The following is a 20,814-nucleotide window of genomic DNA, read 5'->3' on the forward strand; positions in this document are numbered from 1 at the left end:
AGCCGCCCCTCGTTTTCCGTTGAAGAGGCGGCGATAAACGAAAGAAGAACATGTCTACTGAACTGAAGGGACCCGGATTCCATTTCGACGTGCACACCGACCTGCGCGCCGACCAGAAGGCCGAAGTGCTCATCGAGGCGCTGCCGTGGCTCGAGGAGTTCGCCGGCCAGCGCATCGTCGTCAAGTACGGCGGCAACGCGATGATCGACGAACACCTGAAGCAGTGCTTCGCCGAGGACATGGTGTTCCTGCGCCAGGTGGGCCTGCACCCGATCGTCGTGCACGGCGGCGGGCCGCAGATTTCCCAGATGCTCAAGGCGCTCGGCATCAAGTCCGAGTTCAAGGGCGGTCTGAGGGTCACCACGCCCGAGGCGATGGACGTGGTGCGCATGGTGCTCACCGGCAAGGTGTCGCGTGAGCTCGTCGGCCTCATCAACGCGCACGGCCCGCTCGCCGTCGGGCTTTCCGGTGAGGACGGTGGCCTGTTCTCCGCCATGCAGCGCCGGCCCGTCATCGACGGCAAACCCACCGACATCGGCCTCGTCGGCGACGTCGTCTCCGTCGACGCCTCCGCCGTCGAGGACCTCGTCAACGCGGGCCGCATCCCCGTCGTCTCCTCGGTCGCGCCGAACGAGGACGACGCCACCGAAGTGCTCAACGTGAACGCCGACTCCGCGGCCGCCGCGCTCGCCTCCGCCGTCGGCGCGCACAAGCTCGTCATCCTCACCGACGTGGACGGCCTGTACGCCGACTGGCCGGACCGCAACTCGCTGATCGGCCGCATCGGCGTGGAGAACCTGCGTGACATGCTGCCCGATCTCGAATCCGGCATGCGCCCGAAGATGGAGGCGTGCGTGCGCGCCATCGACGGCGGCGTGCCCCAGGCGCACATCATCGACGGCCGCAAGCCGCACTCCATCCTGAACGAGATTTTCACCTCCGCCGGCATCGGCACCATGGTCGTGCCCGAGGACGGCATCGAAATGAGGAGCTCCTATGTCTTCTGACGTGAACAACACCACTTCCGCCGCGGTCCCGGAACCGCTCGGCCCCAAGGATTCCCAGTGGCTGGGGGAGTACTCCCAGGTCCACATGAACGTGTTCGGTACGCCGCTGCGCGTCATGGACCACGGTCAGGGCGCCCGCGTGTGGGACGTCGACGGCAACGAATACCTCGACTTCCTCGGCGGCATCGCCGTCAACTCGATCGGCTACGCGCACCCCAAGTGGGTGAAGGCCGTCGCCGAACAGGCCGCGAAGGTCGCGCACGTGAGCAACTACTTCGCCACCGAGCCGCAGATCGAACTCGCCGCGCGCCTCGTCAAACTGGCCGGCGCGCCCGAAGGCTCCCACGTGTACTTCGGCAACTCCGGCGCGGAAGGCAACGAGGCTGCACTGAAGCTCGCCAAACTGTACGGCCGCACGCTGCCTGGTGCCGCGCCCGCGATGGGCGGCAAGCCGGCGCGCATCATCGCCCTGACCAACGGCTTCCACGGCCGCACGCTCGGCGCGCTGTCCGCCACATGGAAGCCCGCCATCCGCAAGCCGTTCGGCCCGCTCGTGCCCAACATCGAATTCGTGCGCGCCGGCGACCCGCTCTCCCTCTACGAGGCGTTCAGCGAGACCGGCGTCGGCCACTACGGCAAGGGCCCGGTCGCCGCCGTCATCATGGAGCTCATCCAGGGCGAAGCCGGCGTCAAACCTCTTGGCGCCGACTACGTCAAGAAGGTGCGCGAGATGTGCGACATCAACCACGCGCTGCTCATCATCGACGAGGTACAGACCGGCATCGGCCGCACCGGCGCATGGTTCGCGTTCCAGCGCGAGGACCTGTCCGGCGGCATCACGCCCGACATGGTCACGTTCGCCAAGGGCGTGGCCGGAGGCTTCCCGATGGGCGGCATGATCGCCTTCGGCGAGAAGCTCTCCGCCCTGTTCACGCCTGGCTCCCACGGCTCCACCTTCGCCGGCAACCCGCTCGGCGCTGCCGCGGCGCTCGCCACGCTCGACGTGATCGAGGAGGACGGCCTCGTCGCCAACGCCGAAGCGCGCGGCAGGCAGCTGCGCGACGGCATCATGGCCGGCGGCAACCCGCTGTACGTCTCCACGCGCGGTCGCGGACTCCTCGACGCGGTCGAACTCGCCCATCCGTGCGCCCACGCCGTGATGAACTGGTGCCTCGAACGCGGTCTCATCGTCAACGCCGTGCGCGCCGACGCGCTACGATTCGCCCCGCCGCTGATCGTCTCCGAACAGGACGTCGACGAGGCGCTTGCCATCCTCAAGGACGTTCCCGGCGACCTTCCCGACGACTGATCCGACCGGATTCCGACCGATCCGGCCACCCGCCCGATATATCGCATCGACGAAAGGACAACCAACCATGACCCCCGAACTGCGCCACATGCTGCGCGACGACGATCTGAACCACGAGGAGCAGAAGCAGGTCCTCGAACTCGGCATGAAGTTCCGTGAGAACCGCTTCTACCGTCAGCCGTTCGCCGGCCCGCAGGCCGTCGCCGTGCTGTTCGACAAGCCCTCCACCCGCACCCGTTCCAGCTTCTCCATCGGTGTGGCCGAGCTGGGCGGCTACCCGCTCGTCATCGACAAGTCCGGTTCCCAGCTGGGCCGCGGCGAGCCGGTCGGCGACACCACCGAAGTGCTCACGCGCATGGCCTACGGCCTCGTGTGGCGCACCTTCGGCCAGGACCGCGTCGAGGAGATGGCCGCGCATGCCACCTGCCCCGTCGTCAACGCCCTGACCGATGATTTCCACCCCTGCCAGATCCTCGCCGACTTCCTCACCATCGCGCAGTTCCGCGGCGGCGTGGACGCGCTCAAGGGCAAGACCATCGCCTATGTGGGCGACGCGGCCAACAACATGTCCAACTCGTACCTGCTCGGCGGTGCCGTCGCCGGCATGCACGTGCGCGTCGCCGGCCCGCAGGGCTACCTGCCCCGTCCGGACATCGTGGCCGACGCCGAGCGCATCGCCGCTCAGAACGGCGGTTCCATCCTCGTGACCACCGACGCGAAGGAGGCCGTCAAGGATGCCGACTGCGTGTTCACCGACACGTGGGTCTCCATGGGCGAGGAGGCCGAATACGCAATCCGTTCCAAGCCGTTCTGGAACTACCAGGTGAACGACGAGCTGATGGCGCTGGCCAAGCCGGACGCCTTGTTCCAGCACTGCCTGCCCGCCTACCGTGGCAAGGAGGTCACCGCCTCGGTGATCGACGGTCCGCAGTCCGTGGTGTGGGACGAGGCCGAGAACCGTCTGCACGCGCAGAAGGCGCTGCTCACCTGGCTGGTCGGCAAGCAGCGTGGCGACGAAAGCCTGCTCGCATGAGTCAAACGCGTCCGTCCCTCCACCGTCCGGCCACGCGCGCCGCGCGTCTGAGCGCCATCGAAGAGGTGCTGCTCACGCACATCATCACCTCGCAATCCCAGTTGTCGTCGATTCTCGCCGACGAGGGTATCGCGGTGACGCAGGCGACGCTGAGCCGCGACCTCGACGAGATGAACGCGTTCAAGAAGCGCCTGCCCGACGGCACGATGGCCTACGCCGTCGGGCATGATCCGGCGGGGGAGGAGCAGACGGACTCCGCCAAGGCGGAGGCGCAGATGTCGCGCGTGCTGAGCGGGCTCGTCACGTCGGTCGCGGCAGCCCGCAACCTCATCGTCATCCACACGCCGTCCGGCGCCGCCCAGTACGTCGCCTCGGTGATCGACAAGCAGCCGATCGCCGGACTGCTCGGCACCATCGCCGGCGACGACACGGTGATGGCAATCTGCAAGGACGACGAGACGGCCGTCGCCCGCGCCGACTGGCTGCTCGCCCTCGCCTCCAAGTGATATGTTGCGCATGCTGGACACGCCGTGCATAAATATACAGACTTCTGTATATACTTGCATCAGTTTGTTTTGAAGAAAGGCATTCCATGGCAGATAACAATCGACTCGTGCTCGCCTACTCCGGCGGCCTCGACACCTCCGTCGCCATCTCCTACCTCAAGGAGCGCACCGGCAAGGACGTCGTCGCCGTGTCCCTCGACGTCGGCCAGGGCGGCGAGAGCCTCGAAACCATCAAGCAGCGCGCCCTCGCCTGCGGCGCCGTCGAGGCCTACGTGGTCGACGCCCGCGACGAATTCGCCAACGAATACTGCATGAAGGCCCTCAAGGCCAACGCCATGTACGAGGGCGTGTACCCGCTGGTCTCCGCCATCTCCCGTCCGCTCATCTCCAAGCACCTCGTGCGCGCTGCCCACCAGTTCGGCGCCGACACCATCTCCCACGGCTGCACCGGCAAGGGCAATGACCAGGTCCGCTTCGAGGTGTCCATCGCCTCCATCGACCCGACCCTGAAGGCCATCAGCCCGATTCGCGACCTCGCGCTCACCCGCGACGTGGAGATCGCGTTCGCCAAGGAGCACAAGCTGCCGATCGTGCAGACCGAGAAGAGCCCGTACTCCATCGACCAGAACGTGTGGGGCCGCGCCATCGAGACCGGCTTCCTCGAGGATCCGTGGAACGGCCCGACCAAGGACTGCTACTCCTACACCGATGATCCGGCGTTCCCGCCGGTCGAGGACGAGGTCGTCATCGAGTTCAAGCAGGGCGTGCCGGTCAAGATTGACGGCCGCGACGTCACCCCGCTGCAGGCCATCGAGGAGATGAACCGCCGCGCCGGCGCCCAGGGCATCGGCCGCATCGACCTCATCGAGGACCGTCTCGTCGGCATCAAGTCCCGTGAGCTGTACGAGGCCCCGGGCGCCGTGGCCCTCATCACCGCGCACCAGGAGCTTGAGAACTGCTGCCTCGAGCGCGAGCAGCACCGCATCAAGCGCGACATCGACAAGCGCTGGGGCGAACTGGTCTACGATGCGCAGTGGTTCAGCCCGGCCACCCAGTCCCTGAACGCGTTCATCGAGGACACCCAGAAGTACGTGTCCGGCGAGATTCGCATGGTCCTGCATGGCGGCCGCGCCGTCGTCACCGGCCGTCGCTCCGACACCTCGCTGTACGACTACAACCTCGCCACCTACGATTCCGGCGACAGCTTCGATTCGAAGTCCTCCAACGGCTTCATCGACATCTACGGTCTGCCGAGCCGTGTCGCCGCCGCCCGCGACGTCAAGTTCGGCAACGGCATCGAAGTGCCAGACAACACCGTCGAGTAAGCGAATAAGCCAAGCGAGACGCATCATCTGATACGGGTTTTCCTTCGGGACTCGTGTCCGGACCCAGGGGGTCGGCCCATCGCGGCCGGCCCTTTTCATGTGTATCAGCCGTGTATGGGTTCAGCCGTGTATGGGTATCAGCCGTGTATGAGCCCAGCCGTGTATGAGCCCAATCAATATGGGCCCAATCATGTGTCTACTGGGCGAAACACCCGTTATTCCGGATCTACAGCGTCAAACACCCGTTTCAGGGCCTCCTGAACGGGTATTTGACGCTGTAAAGAGCGGATAACGGGTGTTTGAGCGGGTGTCTAGTCCGAGCGTGTTAGGGCGGGTGTTTGGGTGGATGCTCGGGCGGTACATGTGCGCGTCGAAATGCTTCGGAGCGTGCACGGCATCGGAGATCCGCGTCAGCGGTGCGCGTTGATCCACAGAATCGCGAGCTGGGTGCGGTTGGTGAGTCCGAGTTTGTCGAGCGCGCTGCTGACCCGGTTGCGCACCGTGCCTTCGCTGAAACACAGTCTGCGCGCGATGTCGCGGTTGTCGAGTCCCTCGGCCACGAGCGCAGCGACCTCGCGTTCGCGTTCGTTGAGCATCGACTCCAATGCCGCCGCGTCGGAAGAAACCCCCATCGCATCGTCCGAACCGTCCGATGTCCCACATCGGCGCGACGGGGGAGCGGAGGCGGCCTCGTCGGCATCGTCGTTTCCGCCACCGTCGTCTCCGTCTCCGGTGAGCTTGCCGAGCACGTCGGAGCCCAATACCACCTGTCCGGCCATGACCGCCTGGATCGCCGGCCCCACAGCCTTGACGTCCTGCTTGATGAGATAGCCCTTCGCTCCCAGCGCCATCGCCTGCGTGATGTAGTCGCGGTCCGCGAACGTGGTGAGGAACAGGATGCGAGCATCCGGGTCGCGGGCCAGAATCTCCTTCGCCGCGTCGAGGCCGTCACGTCCGGGCATCTGAATGTCGATGAGCAGCACGTCCGGTCGCGAGCCCGGCCCGTCGAAAAACCGACGTACCGCATCGTCGCCGTCGTTTGCCGTCCACAGCACGTCGGCCGTGCCCGTGGCAGTCAGTATCGTTTCCAACGACTGGCAGACGATCGGATCGTCGTCCACGATCGCGATGGTCATCACGCACCCGCCTTTCCGGGGATCTCACGCCCCTTGTCGTCACGGGCATCGTCACCGGTGCCGTTCATGTTCCAACGCGCCTTCGGCAGGGAGACGAACACCCTCCACCCGCTATCGTAGGGGCCATACATCGCATTGCCACCCAGGGCGCGCACCCGCGATTCGATGTCCGCGAGCCCCATGCCGTGCGGCGGAAGATCCCCGTCGCTGCCGGCCGTGGCACGGGATGCGGCCGAGGTCGATGGCGAGATCGTCGATGTGGAATTCGACGACGTATTGCCGGTTGCGGTGGCGGGACCCGGATCGGTCACGGCCAACTGCCAGAACGCGGGGAAGTCACGCAGCGTCACCCGCGCCTCGTGCGCCTCGCTGTGGTGCGCGACATTGGCCAACGATTCGCGGATCACCGTGGCCAGACACCGCGAGACCGGCGCGGGAGCCGACGTGACGTCGTTCTCCAAACGCACCACGAGCCCCGCCTTACTCCCGGTGGGGGAGTCGAAGGAATGCGCCGCATCCTCGATCTGCGCGACGAAATCGGTGCCGTCATCCTCCAGATCATGCACGGACCGGCGCACCATCGTCATCGCGCCGTCCAACGTCTCGCCCAACGCAGCGAAACCGCGGGCTGCGGCGTCGTCCCCGACAGCCTCGGACACCGCATTGCCGGCCTGCGCCTGCATAATCGCACGTGTCAGCAGATGACCGACGTTGTCGTGGATGTCACGGGCGATGCGCGTGCGTTCGCCGAGCGTGGCCATGCGCACCGACTGCGCGCGTTCCTCGTCCACGTCCGCCATCCGCAGCCGCGCCGAACGCGACGACTCGCGAAGCCGGTCCTCGGTGCCGCGCAGCAATCCGCGCAGCACGGTGACGTCCCGCGAATCCGCGCCCATCAGGAAACCGGCGCACGTCATCGACACCGTCAGCACGGCCGACGCGATGCCGCCTCCCGAACGAGCCTCGACCGCCACTGGAATCAGCGGCGCCAACCACAGCCAACGCGCCATCGCGAGAAACAGCCGGTCGAGGCGCGTCGCATGCATGACGGCACCGCGCCATACCGCATCGGTCCCGTCATCCGGCAACGGCGCCCGCGCCATGTCGAACGCGACGAGCGGCAGGAACAGGCGACAATCGTGAGAGAATACGGCAAGCAGGACGAACATGGTCGTCGGCAGGAACGCGAGACGGCTCGCGGACAGCCATCCGGCGAGACCGGAGACGATCACCGCCATCAGCATCGCCGCGACCAGCATCGCATCCGCCGGAGCGTGCGAGAGCGAGGCGAGCGCGAGGCATGAGACGAGCAACACGCCCTTTCCGATCATCGTCCGCATGGCACCCCCGCAATCCTTCGTCCGCGATTCTTCGCGACTGTTCGGCATCCCGACGTCACTCACCCCGGACGCCCGCTTCCAGACTACCCGCCGTGAAGGCGCATGTCGCGAACGTCGGCGCCTGTCGCGTTCGTGTCGTTCGTGACGTTCGTGGTCCCTAGGGCTCGCGGCGTTCGTGTCGCTCGTGGCATCGGTGACGAATGTCATCGTCACATCCGCGACCGGTGACATTCGCCGGTGGCGCGCCGCACGGACGGATGGGACGATGGAGATACGCAAAGCCAAGGAAGGGAGCGGACATGGCGCACGACCACACGACACCCACGACGGCGGCACCCACGATGGCGGCACCCACGATGGCGGCCCAGAATCCAGGCGCACCCGCCATCGGCGTCTCCAAGCTCGTCAAACGCTACGGCGACATGGTGGCGCTCGACCACTTCGACCTCGACATCCGCCGCGGCGAGATCTTCGGTCTGCTCGGCCCCAACGGCTCCGGCAAGACCACGGCCATCAACTGCATCCTCGCGTTGCTCGCCTACGATTCGGGCACGATCCGCGTGTTCGGAGAGCCGATGACCCCGACCAGCTACGCGCTCAAACGGCGCATCGGCCTCGTGCCGCAGAACGCCGCCGTGTTCAACGAGCTGACCGTCGAGGAGAACATCGACTACTTCTGTTCGCTGTATGTGCCGAAGAAAACCGACCGCGCCCCGCTCGTCGAGGAGGCGATCGAATTCGCGGGGCTCGGCGAATTCCGCCGGTTCCGCCCGGGCAAACTCTCCGGTGGCCTGCTGCGACGCCTCAACATCGCCTGCGGCGTCGCGCACAAGCCCGATCTGATCTTCTTCGACGAGCCGACCGTGGCCGTCGACCCGCAGAGCCGCAACGCGATCCTCGAAGGCATCGAACGGCTCAACGCGGCGGGCGCGACCGTCGTGTACACCAGCCATTACATGGAGGAGGTCGAGATGATCTGCGACCGCATCCTCATCATGGACCACGGCAGACACCTGGCGCTCGGCACCGCCGACGAACTCAAATCGATGATCGACACGGGCGAACGCATCACCGTCGAGACGCTCGACCTGACCGACGGGACGCTCGCGGACATACGGGCGCTCGCCTTCGTCATCGAAGCGGAGTACGACGGCCGGGAGCTCGACGTGCGATGCCGCCGTGGCGAGCACAACCTCATCGACCTGCTCGGCGTGCTGCGCGCCGCCGGCGTGAACGTCGGCCATCTCGCCAGCCGTCCGCCCACCCTGAACGACGTGTTCCTCGAACTGACCGGCAAGGCGCTGCGCGACTGACGCCCGCGCGTTCCGCGTGCGCCGCGGAACGCCGTGAGCCCCATGAAAGGAGGCAACCATGTGGACCACATTCGTGATGACGCTCAAGACGAACCTGCGCGATCGGCAGGCGCTGTTCTGGCTCATCGTCTTCCCCATCGCGCTCGCCACGTTGTTCAACGGCATGCTCGGCGATCTGGCGAAAGGTTATGAGCTTCAGGCCATGCCGATGGCGGTGGTCGAGGATGAGAACTGGACGAAGGCGCCCGGCGCGACGATGTTCGTCGACGGACTGTCCGGGAAAACCGTCACGTCACAGAAGAGCGGCGGCACCGGTGACGAGACGGTCTCCGATGCCGCGACGATTCCCGGTGACGTCGCCATCTCCGGCGGCGACGTCACCGTCACGAAACTGGTGGACGCGCTCGCCGTCGAATCGGTCGGCGAGGCGCGCGACAAGCTCGCCGACGGTTCCGCGAAAGGGTATCTGCGCGTCGACGACGACGGGTTCATCCGCATGACGCTCGCATCGAAGGCCGTCGAGGCGATGAGCGGCACCATGGCGTCCGACTCGAACGGCGCGATCACGGCCGCCGCGCTCGACAGTGCGATCGACCTGTACAACCGGACCGACGCCTCCGCGCGCGACCTGCTCGCACGGCATCCGGAGGCGATGCAGAGCCGCGCGTTCTGGGAGGCCATCGGCAACGTGACGGACACGACGCGCGAGACCAGACTCACGAACTTCACGCCGGACGTGACGGCGCGATACTTCTACGCGCTGCTCGGCATGACCTGCCTCATGGCGATGGGCTACTCGATCTCCGCGGTCACGACCGCGCAGGCGAACCTGTCCGCGTTGGGCATCCGCCGCACGGTGGCGCCGCTCGGTCGCGTCCGCCAGCTCATGGGCGGATTCCTCGCCAGCTGGCTGTGCTCCGGCGTAAGCCTGACCATCGCGCTCGCCTACATTCGCTACGTGTGCGACGTGCCGTTGGGCGGGCGTGAGCCGGCGGCCGTGGCGGCCGTCGCCGTGGCCTCGTTCATGGCGTGCGCGTTCGGCACGATGATCGGCGCGATTCCGGGGTTGAGCCACGGCGTGAAGATCGGCCTGACGAGCGCGATCCCATGCTCCCTGTCCCTGTTCTCCGGCCTGTACGGCCAGTTCGCGATGGAACTGAGCGACTGGATCACGCGGCATGCGCCCGTCCTCGCGCTCATCAATCCGGCGCAGCAGGTGACGAACCTGTTCTACGACATCCTCTACTACGACGACTACCGTCCGTTCCTTGGAACCTGCGGCGTGCTCATCGCGATGAGCGCCGTGTTCCTCGCCGTCGGCGTCGTCATGCTCAAGGAGCAACGCTATGAACACCTGTAAGGCCACGCTGCGCGTGCTCGCCGCACACAAGCTGTACATCATCATCTACCTGGTGCTGATCGGCGTCATGATGCTCGCCATCAACGGGTCGTCGTTGCTTGGCGGCGACGGCGGCGGCACCGTCGACGTCTACGATCCGGGCAGTGCGAAGGTCGCCGTCGTCGACCGGGACTCCGACCGTGGAGGCGTCGCCTCCTCGCTGCGCGCGTATCTCGCCGCCGACAACGAGATGGTCGATCTCGCCGACGACTCCCAGAGGCTGCAGCAGGCGGTCGCCTCGAACTGGGTCGATCTCATCGTGATCGTGCCGGACGGGTACGCGGACGAGCTGCTCGACTCCGCCGCTTCGGGAGGTGAGGTGCCTGCCGTCGACACCGTCACCAGCTACACGTCCGGCGCGGGGTCGATGGCGTCGATGGCCGTCGGCGGATTCCTGTCCATGACGCGCACGGAATTGATCGGCGCGAACGTCACGGGCGTCGCGGGTGTTGTCGCGGGCGTCTCGTCCGAGGCCGGCGGCACGAGCGCGACGGCCCGTCCCTCGCTCGACGATCTGACCGCCGCGACGCGACGGGTGAAGACGGTCGCGCGCGACAAGGACGCGAACCATGCGATCGCCGTCGATCGCGCCGATGCCGAGGCGGGGTCGGCCCACGCCGACGCAGCCGCATCCGCCGCGGACCGGACCGTGGCGGGATTCGGCTCCACGATCAAGTCGGCGCTCTACCCGCTGTTCCTCGCCATGACCGTGTGCACGGCGCTCGTGTCCGGCGTGTTCAACGCGGGGGAGACGCGGCGTCGCCTGTTCGCCTCCCCGCAGCGTTCCTCGACGATGGGCCTGCAGCGTATGGCCACGCTGTGCGCGTTCGCGTTGGCCGTGGTCGCCGTATACCTGCTCGCGTCCGTCGCCCTCATGCTCGCGGGCGGCCATGATCCGACGGACCTTCCCGCGTCCGGCGTGGCGATGACCGTCGCCTCGGCCTGCGTATACGCATTGATGACCGTGGCCTGCGGCTTCCTGCTCGGCGAAGCCGGCGTCGGCGACACGATGGCCAACGGCTTCGCCAACGTGGTCGGCCTGCTGCTCCTGTTCACCTCCGGCATCGCCCTGCCGCTCGACATGATGCCCGAGCCGATGCTCGCGGTCGGGCGGATGCTGCCCGGCTGGTGGTACTGCACGGCGATCGACGACGCGCTCGGCGCCGGCACGGCGGCGTCCGGTGGCGTGGACGTGGCGGGCTGGGCGGTCGCCACCGGCATCGTCGCGCTGTACGCCGTGGCGCTCGTCTCGCTCGGGCTGGCGGTCGGCCGCATCCGGCGCGCCCGTCCCGCGCCGGTCGCCGCCGCCACGACGCGGCTCGCCGAGGCGTGAGGCGGAACGCGTGCCGTGACGCTTTCGCGTGCGTCGGCGACTGCCTAGTGTGCGTCCGTGATGGGGGATCGATATCGCGTGGCGGGGCCGCTCCCGATGCGGATGAGTTGATTCTGTCGGACGAGATCTCTGATGTCGTTGAAGACCGATGCCTGTGACGCTCCTGTGAGGGCTTGTGCCTCCTTGCGGCTGATTGAGCCATGTTGGGAGACATGGTCGAGGATGGTTTGCCGTCGCCGTTCGGCCGGCGACAGGTCCGTCTGACGAATGCGTGATGCGGCGGTATCCAATGCCGGTCCAGCATTGTCGGGGGAATTCGTCATCTTCACTTCATGTTTCGGCAGGTTGAGTCGGAACGCATGGTCGGTGATGTCGAATCGTGGCTGTCGTTGTTCTTCTCGATAGTCTCCGAGGATTCGGCGAATACCTGTTCCGTATGCTTCCACGAGGCGCAACCGGTAGAACACGTTGGCGAGTTTCGGATTGCGTTGGGAGGATATTCCGTTGAACATGTCCTCGCGGGTGAAAGTGGCGGGCAGTCCACCGAGGTTAAGGAACTCCATGTGATCGTCGAAGATGCTGATGAGTGCCGGACCGGACAATCCGTAGTCACGGTGAACGATGAGGTTGAGCAGGGCTTCACGCAGGACGAGTGGCGAGTATCCATAATCGTCAATGCGTCGCAGATTAGTGCCGGTCGAGGAGCGGACGGGATTGTGCCGGGCGATGAATTCGTTGACCTGATTGAATTGGGTGAGCAATGATCCGTTGAATTCCTGTCGGTTGAGGAATGTCTCCTTATCGTCGTCCGCGAACACGGCGGCTTTGATCGATGCCGTGCATTGATCGGATAGCAGCCATGCGAGATTGGTATAGACGCCGTCCGGGCTGATGAGACCAAGGGTGCGGCGGGATGCTTGGGTGAACGTCATTCCGGCTTCGGCGAATGTGGCTTCCGCGGCGGTGAAGGTCAGTCGTTGATCGAGGCAGACGGCGTCTTCGAACGAGTCTCCGGCGGTCTGTCTGATCATGTCCACTATCGCCGCTTCGGAGGCGGGGATCGACGCCGCGCCGGATCGGATGTACACGCCTGCCGGTCGGATTCCTTTGTCGGCCAGATAGTATGGTCTGTTCGTTCCTCGCTGGATGTGCACGGCGACGACCGTCATGCCTTGCATGGTTTCAGGTTCCACGGATGCGAAACTCATCAGATCCGGTCGAATGCCGTCCGATATCGCCTGGGTGGCTCTTCGTTGCGTTTCGTCGATGTCGGCCAATCCTCTTACCGTGCCGTCGTCCTCGACTCCAAGGTATATGATGCCGCCGCTGGTGTTGGCGAAGGCCACGGCGGATCGTTTGGCTCCATCCGTCCAATCTCGTTTGAATTCGATTTGCGGTCCCTCGATGAGCTGCGTCATGATGCTCTTCTCTCCGGTTCCTTCCGATGGCTATTGCGTATATCGTATATCGCATATCTTACATTATCGTATATCTCATATAAGAGATGTTGTACAATATACGGAGAATGCTAAGAAGCTATGCGTTGTGCTGCTGTGGGGCATCGGCGGATTTCGGGGGCGTCGGCACCCCCGCCACGTATGATGGTGGCGGTTCGGCGCAACCGGTGGAACCGGCGCAACGGCGTGGAAGGAGAGATGGTATGGGGGCGAAGGGCGTGAGGAAGCTGGTGTTCCTCGACATCGACGGCACGTTGGCGGACGAGAGGCATGTCGTGCCCGAATCGGCGAAGGAGGCGTGCCGCAAGGCTCAGGAGAACGGGCATCTGCTGTTCATCTGCACCGGACGCTCCCTGCCGAAGATCGAGAGGAGCATCCTCGATCTGGGCTTCGACGGCGTGGTCTCCGTGGCCGGCGCGCAGGCGAATCTGGGTGACGAGATCCTGTTCCAGCGGTTCGTGAGTCCCGAGGCGGTCGACGCCGCCGACGCGTACTTCAAGGCGCACGGCATCGAGGCGTACCAGTGGCAGGGTGCGGACGGCATGTACATCTCGGAGGGCTACGCGCGTCATCTCAAGTCGAAGGGCAAGGCGTTCGACCGCGGCGAGTTCGCGCGTTTCTGGCATCGCATCGACGAGGTGGAGGTGCCGGAGGGCTCTACGCTCGGGTCCGTGATTCGCGTGTCCAAGGGTTCGTACTTCACCGGCCCGGACCCGGATGTCACGTTCGAGGAGACGCGGCGCGACCTTTCGCCGTGGTTCACGCTCGTGCACGGCTCGTATGACAAGATCTCGCCGAACAACGGCGAACTGCTCATCAACGGAGTCGACAAGGGCACCGCGGTGCGCGAGGTGGCGGAACGGCTCGGCGCGGACATCGCCGACACGATCGCGGTCGGCGACTCCGACAATGACACGGCCATGCTCAAGGCCGCGGGCACGTCCGTCGCCATGGGCAACGCCGTGCACGGCATCGAACGATGGTGCGACATGCAGACCACCGACATCCACGACGACGGCATCGCCAACGCCTTCCGCGAACTCGGCCTGATCTGAGCGGCGACGTGACGCTTGACGTCCACTCCCATCCCCCCGGAGGGTCGGTGCTCGTGTCTTATCGAAAATCGATCATAATCGATTTTCGAGGAGATTCTCTTGAAGAATAAGGTATAGCCGATTGTTTGCCGGTTCATGATCGGTGGCTTCCGTGTCGGCGTCTCTTCCGCTTGGTTGGCTGTTGCATGACATCCGGAATCGGCGTAAGCGCATTCAACCCGAAAGAGAACCATATGACCGGAAGCATCACGAACGGCGATACGCTGTTCCTCGACTATTACTCACAATGGGTCAGCGTCTACAAGGAAGGCGCAATCCGTGAGGTGACGATGAAGAAGTACAAGCTCACGCAAGCGTGGCTCGGCAAGCTTGTTCCTGATCTTAGACTCGCCGACATGAATCGTGTGAGCTATCAGAAACTGATCAACAGGTATGCGGAGCACCATGAGAGACAGACGACGATGGACTTCCATCACCAGCTCAAGGGGGCCATTCTCGACGCGGTGGACGAGGGTCTTATTCCGCGTGACCCGACACGCAAAGCCATCATCAAAGGCCGGCAACCACGGGACAAGAAGACGAAGTATCTTAACCAGTTCGAGCTTCATGCGATGCTTGCTGATCTTGAATTAGGGCCATCGCCGAGCTGGGACTGGCTGATACTGCTCATTGCCAAGACGGGACTGCGGTTTTCCGAGGCATTGGGGCTCACACCTGCCGACTTCGATTTCGTCCATCAGACGCTTTCGGTCAGCAAGACGTGGGATTACAAGAACGGTGGCGGATTCGTGCCGACGAAGAATGCCTCCTCTGTCCGCAAGGTGCAACTTGACTGGCAGCTCATCATGCAATTATCGGCATTGCTGAAGGATCTGCCTGAGAATGATCCCATCTTCGTGAACGGAAAGGTGTACAACTCAACCGCAAACAACGTTTTGGCGAGGCATTGCGCTCGAGTCGAAGTGCCTGTGATCTCGATTCATGGACTACGACACACACACGCGTCGTTGCTTCTTTTCGCCGGTGTATCCATCGCCAGCGTTTCCAAGAGACTTGGGCACGCAAGCATGAATACCACGCAGGACACGTATCTGCATGTCATTCGCGAACTGGAGAACAAGGACGTCGACATCGTGATGCGCGCCTTATCCACCCTCATCTGAATCCGAACGAAGACGAATCGCATGTGCTTACGCTGATGAAGGGTGATGAGGGAATCAAGACGGGAGAAGAAGGTGCCGATGCGCTGCTGCTCGGCGAACGAAGGTACTACTAATTTTGCGCCGCTTATCACTGCCTTCGACAGTGAGATAACCTTTATGCCCTGCATCAGAGGAATAAGCTGATCATGAAAAGCCGGAGCATTGAAATACTGACCCAGAAAACCGAAAGCGTAATAATCCACAGGCCGGCACGGCATCGTGTGCAGACCCGCGAAAACCTGACTATTGTCCACATTCCGCAGTTCCACACATTTACCTGCCGTAAAGTCTTCGGCTGTGTCGGCAATGACGATATCACCGTCTTGGAGTCTGTCACACGTCAGTTTTTCAACTACGGAGTCATCGGCGATTCGAGGCAAGTCCCTATCTTCAAGGTCGAGCATTGGTCCGTACTTGACCAGCACGTCACCGTAATGCACATCATAAACGGAACCTTCCTCATCACTTAGTTCCGCGCGTGACAACGTGTTATTTCTCAAGAAAACAAACTCATCAGAGAACTTACGCTGTTCCCAAGCGGGTGGGCGTTTCCCCGCGTTTGCCGTATCATGGCTAGACAGCTATGACGGAAACGGAAGTGATGATGACCATTCCCAGATACGACGAGTTCTTTGGCCCAGTGCTTCGCTTCCTTGACGATGGCGGGATTCATACGTCCAAAGAGATGCTTGGCACGCTTGCCGACGAATTTGGCGTGACCGAGGAGGAGCGTCGTCAGCTGCTTCCCAGCGGTAGGGCCCGTGTGCTCGATAACCGCATCGGATGGGCGAGGACATATCTCAAGAAGGCGGGGCTTATGGAAAGTCCCAAACGCGGAGCCTATCGTATAACGCCCGAAGGCGAGAAGGCTCTTGCGTCCGGCGAACACATCGACAACGGGTTTTTGGAACGGTATGGATCCTTCTTGGAATTCAAAAGAAACGACTCAGACGGATCGGCTTACTCGCAGAGTCCAGAACTGACGGCGGTGTCGGGTGATGAGACCATCGAGGAGACCCCTGATGAGGCGCTTGACCGGGCGTTCGTCTCAATCAACAAGCGTCTTGCTGATGATCTGCTTGTCGAAGTGCTCAAGTTGTCTCCGTTGGCTTTCGAAAGGTTCGTGCTCGACCTGATGGCGAAGATGGGATATGGCGCATTCGAATCCGCGAGTCAAATGACGCCTATCACCGGTGACGAGGGCATCGACGGCATCATCAAGGAGGACAAGCTTGGATTCGATCTAATCTATGTACAGGCCAAGCGTTATTCCGAAGACCATGCCGTAAGTCGTCCGGATATCCAGGCGTTTGTCGGGGCCATAGCCGGCCAAGGTCAAGGAGGCAAGGGCCTATTCGTCACCACGGGACGGTTTACCTCGCAGGCGGTTGAGTATGCCAAACAGCAGCACATCATCCTTGTTGACGGCCACAAGCTCGCTCAGCTGATGATTGAACATGGCTTTGGTGTCAGCACTCGTCGAATCTACGAGGTCAAGTCCGTTGATAGCGACGTTTTCAACGAATACACCGATGAAGAGTAGCACGGCTTCATCAAACGATTTCACAAGGAGTGGCATGAATAAGCAGCAGCTCGCCTCGAAGATCTGGGAGTCCGCGAACCGGATGCGCTCGAAGATCGAAGCGAACGAATACAAGGACTACATTCTCGGCTTCATCTTCTACAAGTTCCTTTCCGAGACGCTGGTGAACCGTCTGTATGCGGATGATTGGACCGAAGAGGATCTGCCGTCGCTCGTCGAAGAAGACGCCGAGACGGTGCAGGACGTGCGCGACATGTGCGGTTATTTCATCGCCTACGACAACCTCTTCTCCACTTGGATTGCCAAGGGTTCGGACTTCGAGATTGCCGACGTGCGTACCGCGCTTTCCGCGTTTGAGCGCAACATCAATCCGCCGCACAAGCGTGTATTCGCCGGCATCTTCGACACGCTCCAGACTGGACTATCCAAGCTCGGCACCGATGAGCGTAGCCGTTCCAAGGCTGCACGTGACCTGATCTACCTCATCAAGGACATTCCGATGAACAGCCGTCAGGATTACGATACGCTCGGCTTCATCTACGAATACCTGATTAGCAATTTCGCATCCAACGCGGGCAAGAAGGCTGGTGAGTTCTACACGCCGGGCGAGGTCTCGCAGCTGATGAGCGAGATCGTGGCATGGCATCTGCGGAATCGCAAGGAGATCACCATCTATGATCCCACATCGGGTTCCGGTTCGCTGCTCATTCACATCGGCCAGGCGGTTGCCCGGCGCAACGGCGATCCGAACGATATCAAGTACTATGCGCAGGAGCTCAAGGAAAACACCTACAATCTCACGCGTATGAACCTTGTAATGCGTGGGATTCTGCCGGACAACATCGTGGCCCGCAACGGCGATACGCTCAAAGACGACTGGCCGTGGTTCGACACCGACGAGAACAAGGATGAGACCTACGACCCGCTGTTCGTGGATTCCGTGGTCTCGAATCCGCCGTATTCGCAGAATTGGGAGCCGCCGGAGCAGGGGAGCGACCTGCGTTTCGAGTACGGCATCGCGCCCAAATCCAAGGCCGATTATGCCTTCCTGCTGCACGACTTGTACCATCTGCGTGACGACGGCATCATGACCATCGTCCTGCCTCACGGCGTGCTGTTCCGCGGCGGTGAGGAAGGTGCAATCCGCAGGAATCTCGTGGAGCACCACCATATTCAGGCCATCATCGGACTGCCGGCGAACATCTTCTTCGGCACCGGCATTCCCACTATTGTGATGGTGCTGCGCAAGCATCGTGACGATGACCATGTGCTCATCGTGGATGCATCGAAGCATTTCACCAAGGACGGCAAGAACAACAAGCTGCGCGCATGTGATATACGCCGCATCGTCGACGCGGTGACCGGAGTCAAGAACGTTGACAAGTTCAGCCGATTGGTGAGCATCGATGAGATTCGTGCCAACGATTACAACCTCAACATCCCACGGTATGTGGATTCATCCGAACCGGCCGAAAACTGGGATATCTACGCCACCATGTTCGGTGGTGTGCCGATGCATGAAATCGACGCATTGCAGCGCTTCTGGAATGTGTTCCCCAGTCTGAAGACGCAGCTGTTCGCCATGCAGAACGATCATAATGCCCGGGTCGTCGACGGTTCCGTGAAGGATATCGTATTCAATAACGCCGAGGTCCGGGAGTACTTGGCGCGCTATCGTCAGACATTCGCCGATTATCGGCAATTCCTGAGTGCTGGTCTGGTAGAGGAGTGCGAACACGTCAACGCTGATACCAAGGCCGAGGACCTCGCCGATGATTTGTTCCGCCGTCTGCATGACGTGCCGTTGGTGGATGCCTACGCCGCCTACCAGGTGCTCGATGACAGTTGGAAGACCATCTCCGGCGACTTGGAAATCCTTCAGAGCGAGGGTACCGAGGCCGCGCGTAAGGTTGACGCCAATATGGTGGCCAAGAAGAAGGGCGGCAAGGATGTCGAAGTGCAGGAAGGACGGAAGGGCCATATTCTGCCGTTTGACTTGGTACAGGAACGGCTGTTGTCCGCCGATCTGTCGGATATTGCCGCGCAGGAGCATCGTCTGGGAGAGACCGACCAGGCGCTGACTGAGTTGCTCGAAGGCATTGACGAGGATGATAAGAGTTCCGATGCGATTAATGAAGACGGCGACGCCTTCGTCGCGACGGAACTCAAGAAGGCGGTGAAGGCAATCGGCAAGCATGCTGAAACCGACTTTGACCGTACGCTGGTGGCTGCGAATCGTCTGCTTGACGAGGAAAAGAAGGTCAAGAAAGCCATCAAGGAGATGCGCGCTGCGTTGGAAGACAAGACGGCGACGGTGATTGAAGGCCTGAGTGATGAGGAGGTCTCCGATTTGCTGGCCGCCAAGTGGATCGACCCGTTGCAGAGCAAGCTTGAGGAGCTGTCGACTGCCGTTCTGGACGACTTGGTGGCCATGGTTACGGCCTTGGACAAGAAGTACGCGACCACCTATGCCGATGTGTGCGGGCAGATCAAAGCCACCGAGGATGAGCTGAGTTCGATGCTCGACCAATTGGTTGGAGATGAGTTCGATATGGCCGGCATCGCCGAGCTCAAGACCCTGCTGGGAGGTGAATGATGAGCGAAAAATCGAACATTCCTTCGATTCGTTTTGCCGGTTTTACTGACCCTTGGGAACAGCGTAAGTTGGGGGATTGCGGCACGACTTATTCCGGTTTATCAGGAAAAGGTAAATCGGATTTTGGTCATGGTGAAGCTCGGTTTGTGCCATATACGAATGTTTTTGACAATCCGATTGCTGATGCGCGTCGTTTGGAAGCGGTGGAAATTGATTCCCGTCAAAATGAAGTCAGGCAGGGAGATGTCCTGTTTACGGTATCATCGGAAACTCCTGAGGAAGTTGGGATGTCCTCTGTTTGGCCTGTTGACAGGCCAAATGTGTATCTGAATAGTTTCTGTTTTGGATATCGCCAAGATGGGGTGTTTGATTCGGATTATCTGGCGTATATGCTCAGATCGTCAGTAGTCAGAAGCAAGATAACGTTGTTGGCTCAGGGAATATCTCGATTTAACATTTCCAAGAACCGGGTAATGGAACTATCTGTTCCAAGTCCAGATTTCTCTGAGCAGCAGCGCATCGGCACCTTCTTCTCCCGGCTCGATTCCCTCATCACCCTTCATCAGCGTAAGTATGACAAGCTCGTCGTGCTCAAGAAGTCAATGCTCGAACAGATGTTCCCACAGGAAGGCGAGTCCGTTCCGAAGATTCGTTTTGCTGGTTTTACTGACCCTTGGGAACAGCGTAAGTTGGGGGATTGCGGCACGACTTATTCCGGTTTATCAGGAAAAGGTAAATCGGATTTTGGTCATGGTGAAGCTCGGTTTGTGCCATATACGAATGTTTTTGACAATCCGATTGCTGATGCGCGTCGTTTGGAAGCGGTGGAAATTGATTCCCGTCAAAATGAAGTCAGGCAGGGAGATGTCCTGTTTACGGTATCATCGGAAACTCCTGAGGAAGTTGGGATGTCCTCTGTTTGGCCTGTTGACAGGCCAAATGTGTATCTGAATAGTTTCTGTTTTGGATATCGCCAAGATGGGGTGTTTGATTCGGATTATCTGGCGTATATGCTCAGATCGTCAGTAGTCAGAAGCAAGATAACGTTGTTGGCTCAGGGAATATCTCGATTTAACATTTCCAAGAACCGGGTAATGGAACTATCTGTTCCAAGTCCAGATTTCTCTGAGCAGCAGCGCATCGGCACCTTCTTCTCCCGGCTCGATTCCCTCATCACCCTTCATCAGCGTAAGTTGGAATTACTGCACAACATCAAGAAATCACTGCTGGAACAGATGTTCGTCTGAGGATCGGAGGAAT

Annotated in this window: 17 protein-coding genes; 14 read left to right on the forward strand and 3 right to left on the reverse strand. The window is 61.8% G+C overall.

The features are described 5' to 3' along the window. The first annotated feature begins 50 nt into the window (after positions 1-50). The 5 genes from argB to AC1AYR_RS03960 all read left to right on the forward strand — a co-directional run bounded on the left by argB (position 51) and on the right by AC1AYR_RS03960 (position 5,180). On the forward strand, positions 51-1,007 hold the full coding sequence (gene argB, locus AC1AYR_RS03940) for an acetylglutamate kinase (RefSeq protein ID WP_034526273.1): 957 nt from the start codon (positions 51-53) through the stop codon (positions 1,005-1,007). Beyond that, a complete protein-coding gene (locus AC1AYR_RS03945; RefSeq protein WP_476511591.1) occupies positions 997-2,316 on the forward strand; it encodes an acetylornithine transaminase in 1,320 nt (439 codons plus the stop codon). Before argB ends, AC1AYR_RS03945 begins: the two co-directional genes overlap by 11 nt. Positions 2,317-2,383: 67 nt before the next feature. Continuing rightward, positions 2,384-3,349, forward strand: coding sequence for an ornithine carbamoyltransferase (gene argF, locus AC1AYR_RS03950; RefSeq protein WP_034526277.1), 966 nt, complete (start codon positions 2,384-2,386; stop codon positions 3,347-3,349). Next, the gene (locus AC1AYR_RS03955) at positions 3,346-3,855 is read left to right on the forward strand and encodes an arginine repressor (RefSeq protein ID WP_476511590.1); all 510 of its coding nucleotides are present in this window, start codon (positions 3,346-3,348) and stop codon (positions 3,853-3,855) included. Before argF ends, AC1AYR_RS03955 begins: the two co-directional genes overlap by 4 nt. Positions 3,856-3,941: 86 nt before the next feature. Then, a complete protein-coding gene (locus AC1AYR_RS03960) occupies positions 3,942-5,180 on the forward strand; it encodes an argininosuccinate synthase (RefSeq protein WP_476511589.1) in 1,239 nt (412 codons plus the stop codon). Positions 5,181-5,590: 410 nt separating this feature from the next. Here the strand turns inward: AC1AYR_RS03960 and AC1AYR_RS03965 are convergent, their stop codons facing one another. Next, complete coding sequence (locus AC1AYR_RS03965; RefSeq protein WP_476511588.1) at positions 5,591-6,316, reverse strand: response regulator; 726 nt, start codon at positions 6,314-6,316, stop codon at positions 5,591-5,593. Further along, positions 6,316-7,656, reverse strand: a complete 1,341-nt coding sequence (locus tag AC1AYR_RS03970) for a sensor histidine kinase (RefSeq protein WP_476511587.1) — start codon at positions 7,654-7,656, stop codon at positions 6,316-6,318. The genes AC1AYR_RS03965 and AC1AYR_RS03970 overlap by 1 nt, the downstream gene beginning before the upstream one ends. 341 nt (positions 7,657-7,997) lie before the next feature. On the opposite strand from AC1AYR_RS03970, the gene AC1AYR_RS03975 reads away from it, so the two are divergent. The 3 genes from AC1AYR_RS03975 to AC1AYR_RS03985 are packed head-to-tail and all read left to right on the forward strand — an operon-like array spanning position 7,998 to position 11,701. Beyond that, positions 7,998-8,969 carry an ABC transporter ATP-binding protein gene (locus tag AC1AYR_RS03975; protein WP_476511616.1) on the forward strand — a complete coding sequence of 324 codons (972 nt, stop codon included), beginning with the start codon at positions 7,998-8,000 and terminating at the stop codon, positions 8,967-8,969. A gap of 58 nt (positions 8,970-9,027) precedes the next feature. Next, positions 9,028-10,329: an ABC transporter permease gene (locus tag AC1AYR_RS03980; protein WP_476511586.1), complete on the forward strand. Its 1,302-nt coding sequence runs from the start codon at positions 9,028-9,030 to the stop codon at positions 10,327-10,329. Next, positions 10,316-11,701, forward strand: a complete 1,386-nt coding sequence (locus AC1AYR_RS03985) for an ABC transporter permease (protein ID WP_476511585.1) — start codon at positions 10,316-10,318, stop codon at positions 11,699-11,701. Before AC1AYR_RS03980 ends, AC1AYR_RS03985 begins: the two co-directional genes overlap by 14 nt. Positions 11,702-11,745: 44 nt before the next feature. Here the strand turns inward: AC1AYR_RS03985 and AC1AYR_RS03990 are convergent, their stop codons facing one another. Further along, positions 11,746-13,119: an RNA-binding domain-containing protein gene (locus AC1AYR_RS03990; RefSeq protein ID WP_476511584.1), complete on the reverse strand. Its 1,374-nt coding sequence runs from the start codon at positions 13,117-13,119 to the stop codon at positions 11,746-11,748. A 242-nt stretch (positions 13,120-13,361) separates the two neighbouring features. Here AC1AYR_RS03990 and AC1AYR_RS03995 point away from each other — a divergent pair, with 242 nt between their 5' ends. The 6 genes from AC1AYR_RS03995 to AC1AYR_RS04020 all read left to right on the forward strand — a co-directional run bounded on the left by AC1AYR_RS03995 (position 13,362) and on the right by AC1AYR_RS04020 (position 20,801). Continuing rightward, positions 13,362-14,213: an HAD family hydrolase gene (locus AC1AYR_RS03995; RefSeq protein WP_476511583.1), complete on the forward strand. Its 852-nt coding sequence runs from the start codon at positions 13,362-13,364 to the stop codon at positions 14,211-14,213. 233 nt (positions 14,214-14,446) lie between these two features. Continuing rightward, positions 14,447-15,376 (forward strand): site-specific integrase, encoded by a 930-nt coding sequence (locus AC1AYR_RS04000; protein ID WP_476511582.1) that lies wholly within the window; start codon positions 14,447-14,449, stop codon positions 15,374-15,376. Positions 15,377-15,561: 185 nt separating this feature from the next. Next, positions 15,562-15,885 (forward strand): hypothetical protein, encoded by a 324-nt coding sequence (locus AC1AYR_RS04005; protein ID WP_476555138.1) that lies wholly within the window; start codon positions 15,562-15,564, stop codon positions 15,883-15,885. Between the two features lie 134 nt (positions 15,886-16,019). Beyond that, a complete protein-coding gene (locus tag AC1AYR_RS04010; protein WP_476511615.1) occupies positions 16,020-16,958 on the forward strand; it encodes a restriction endonuclease in 939 nt (312 codons plus the stop codon). Between the two features lie 34 nt (positions 16,959-16,992). Beyond that, complete coding sequence (locus tag AC1AYR_RS04015) at positions 16,993-19,554, forward strand: type I restriction-modification system subunit M (RefSeq protein ID WP_476511581.1); 2,562 nt, start codon at positions 16,993-16,995, stop codon at positions 19,552-19,554. Then, positions 19,554-20,801 (forward strand): restriction endonuclease subunit S, encoded by a 1,248-nt coding sequence (locus tag AC1AYR_RS04020; protein ID WP_476555139.1) that lies wholly within the window; start codon positions 19,554-19,556, stop codon positions 20,799-20,801. The genes AC1AYR_RS04015 and AC1AYR_RS04020 overlap by 1 nt, the downstream gene beginning before the upstream one ends. Positions 20,802-20,814 lie beyond the last annotated feature (13 nt).

The sequence above is a fragment of the Bifidobacterium sp. LH_417 genome (assembly GCF_056357035.1).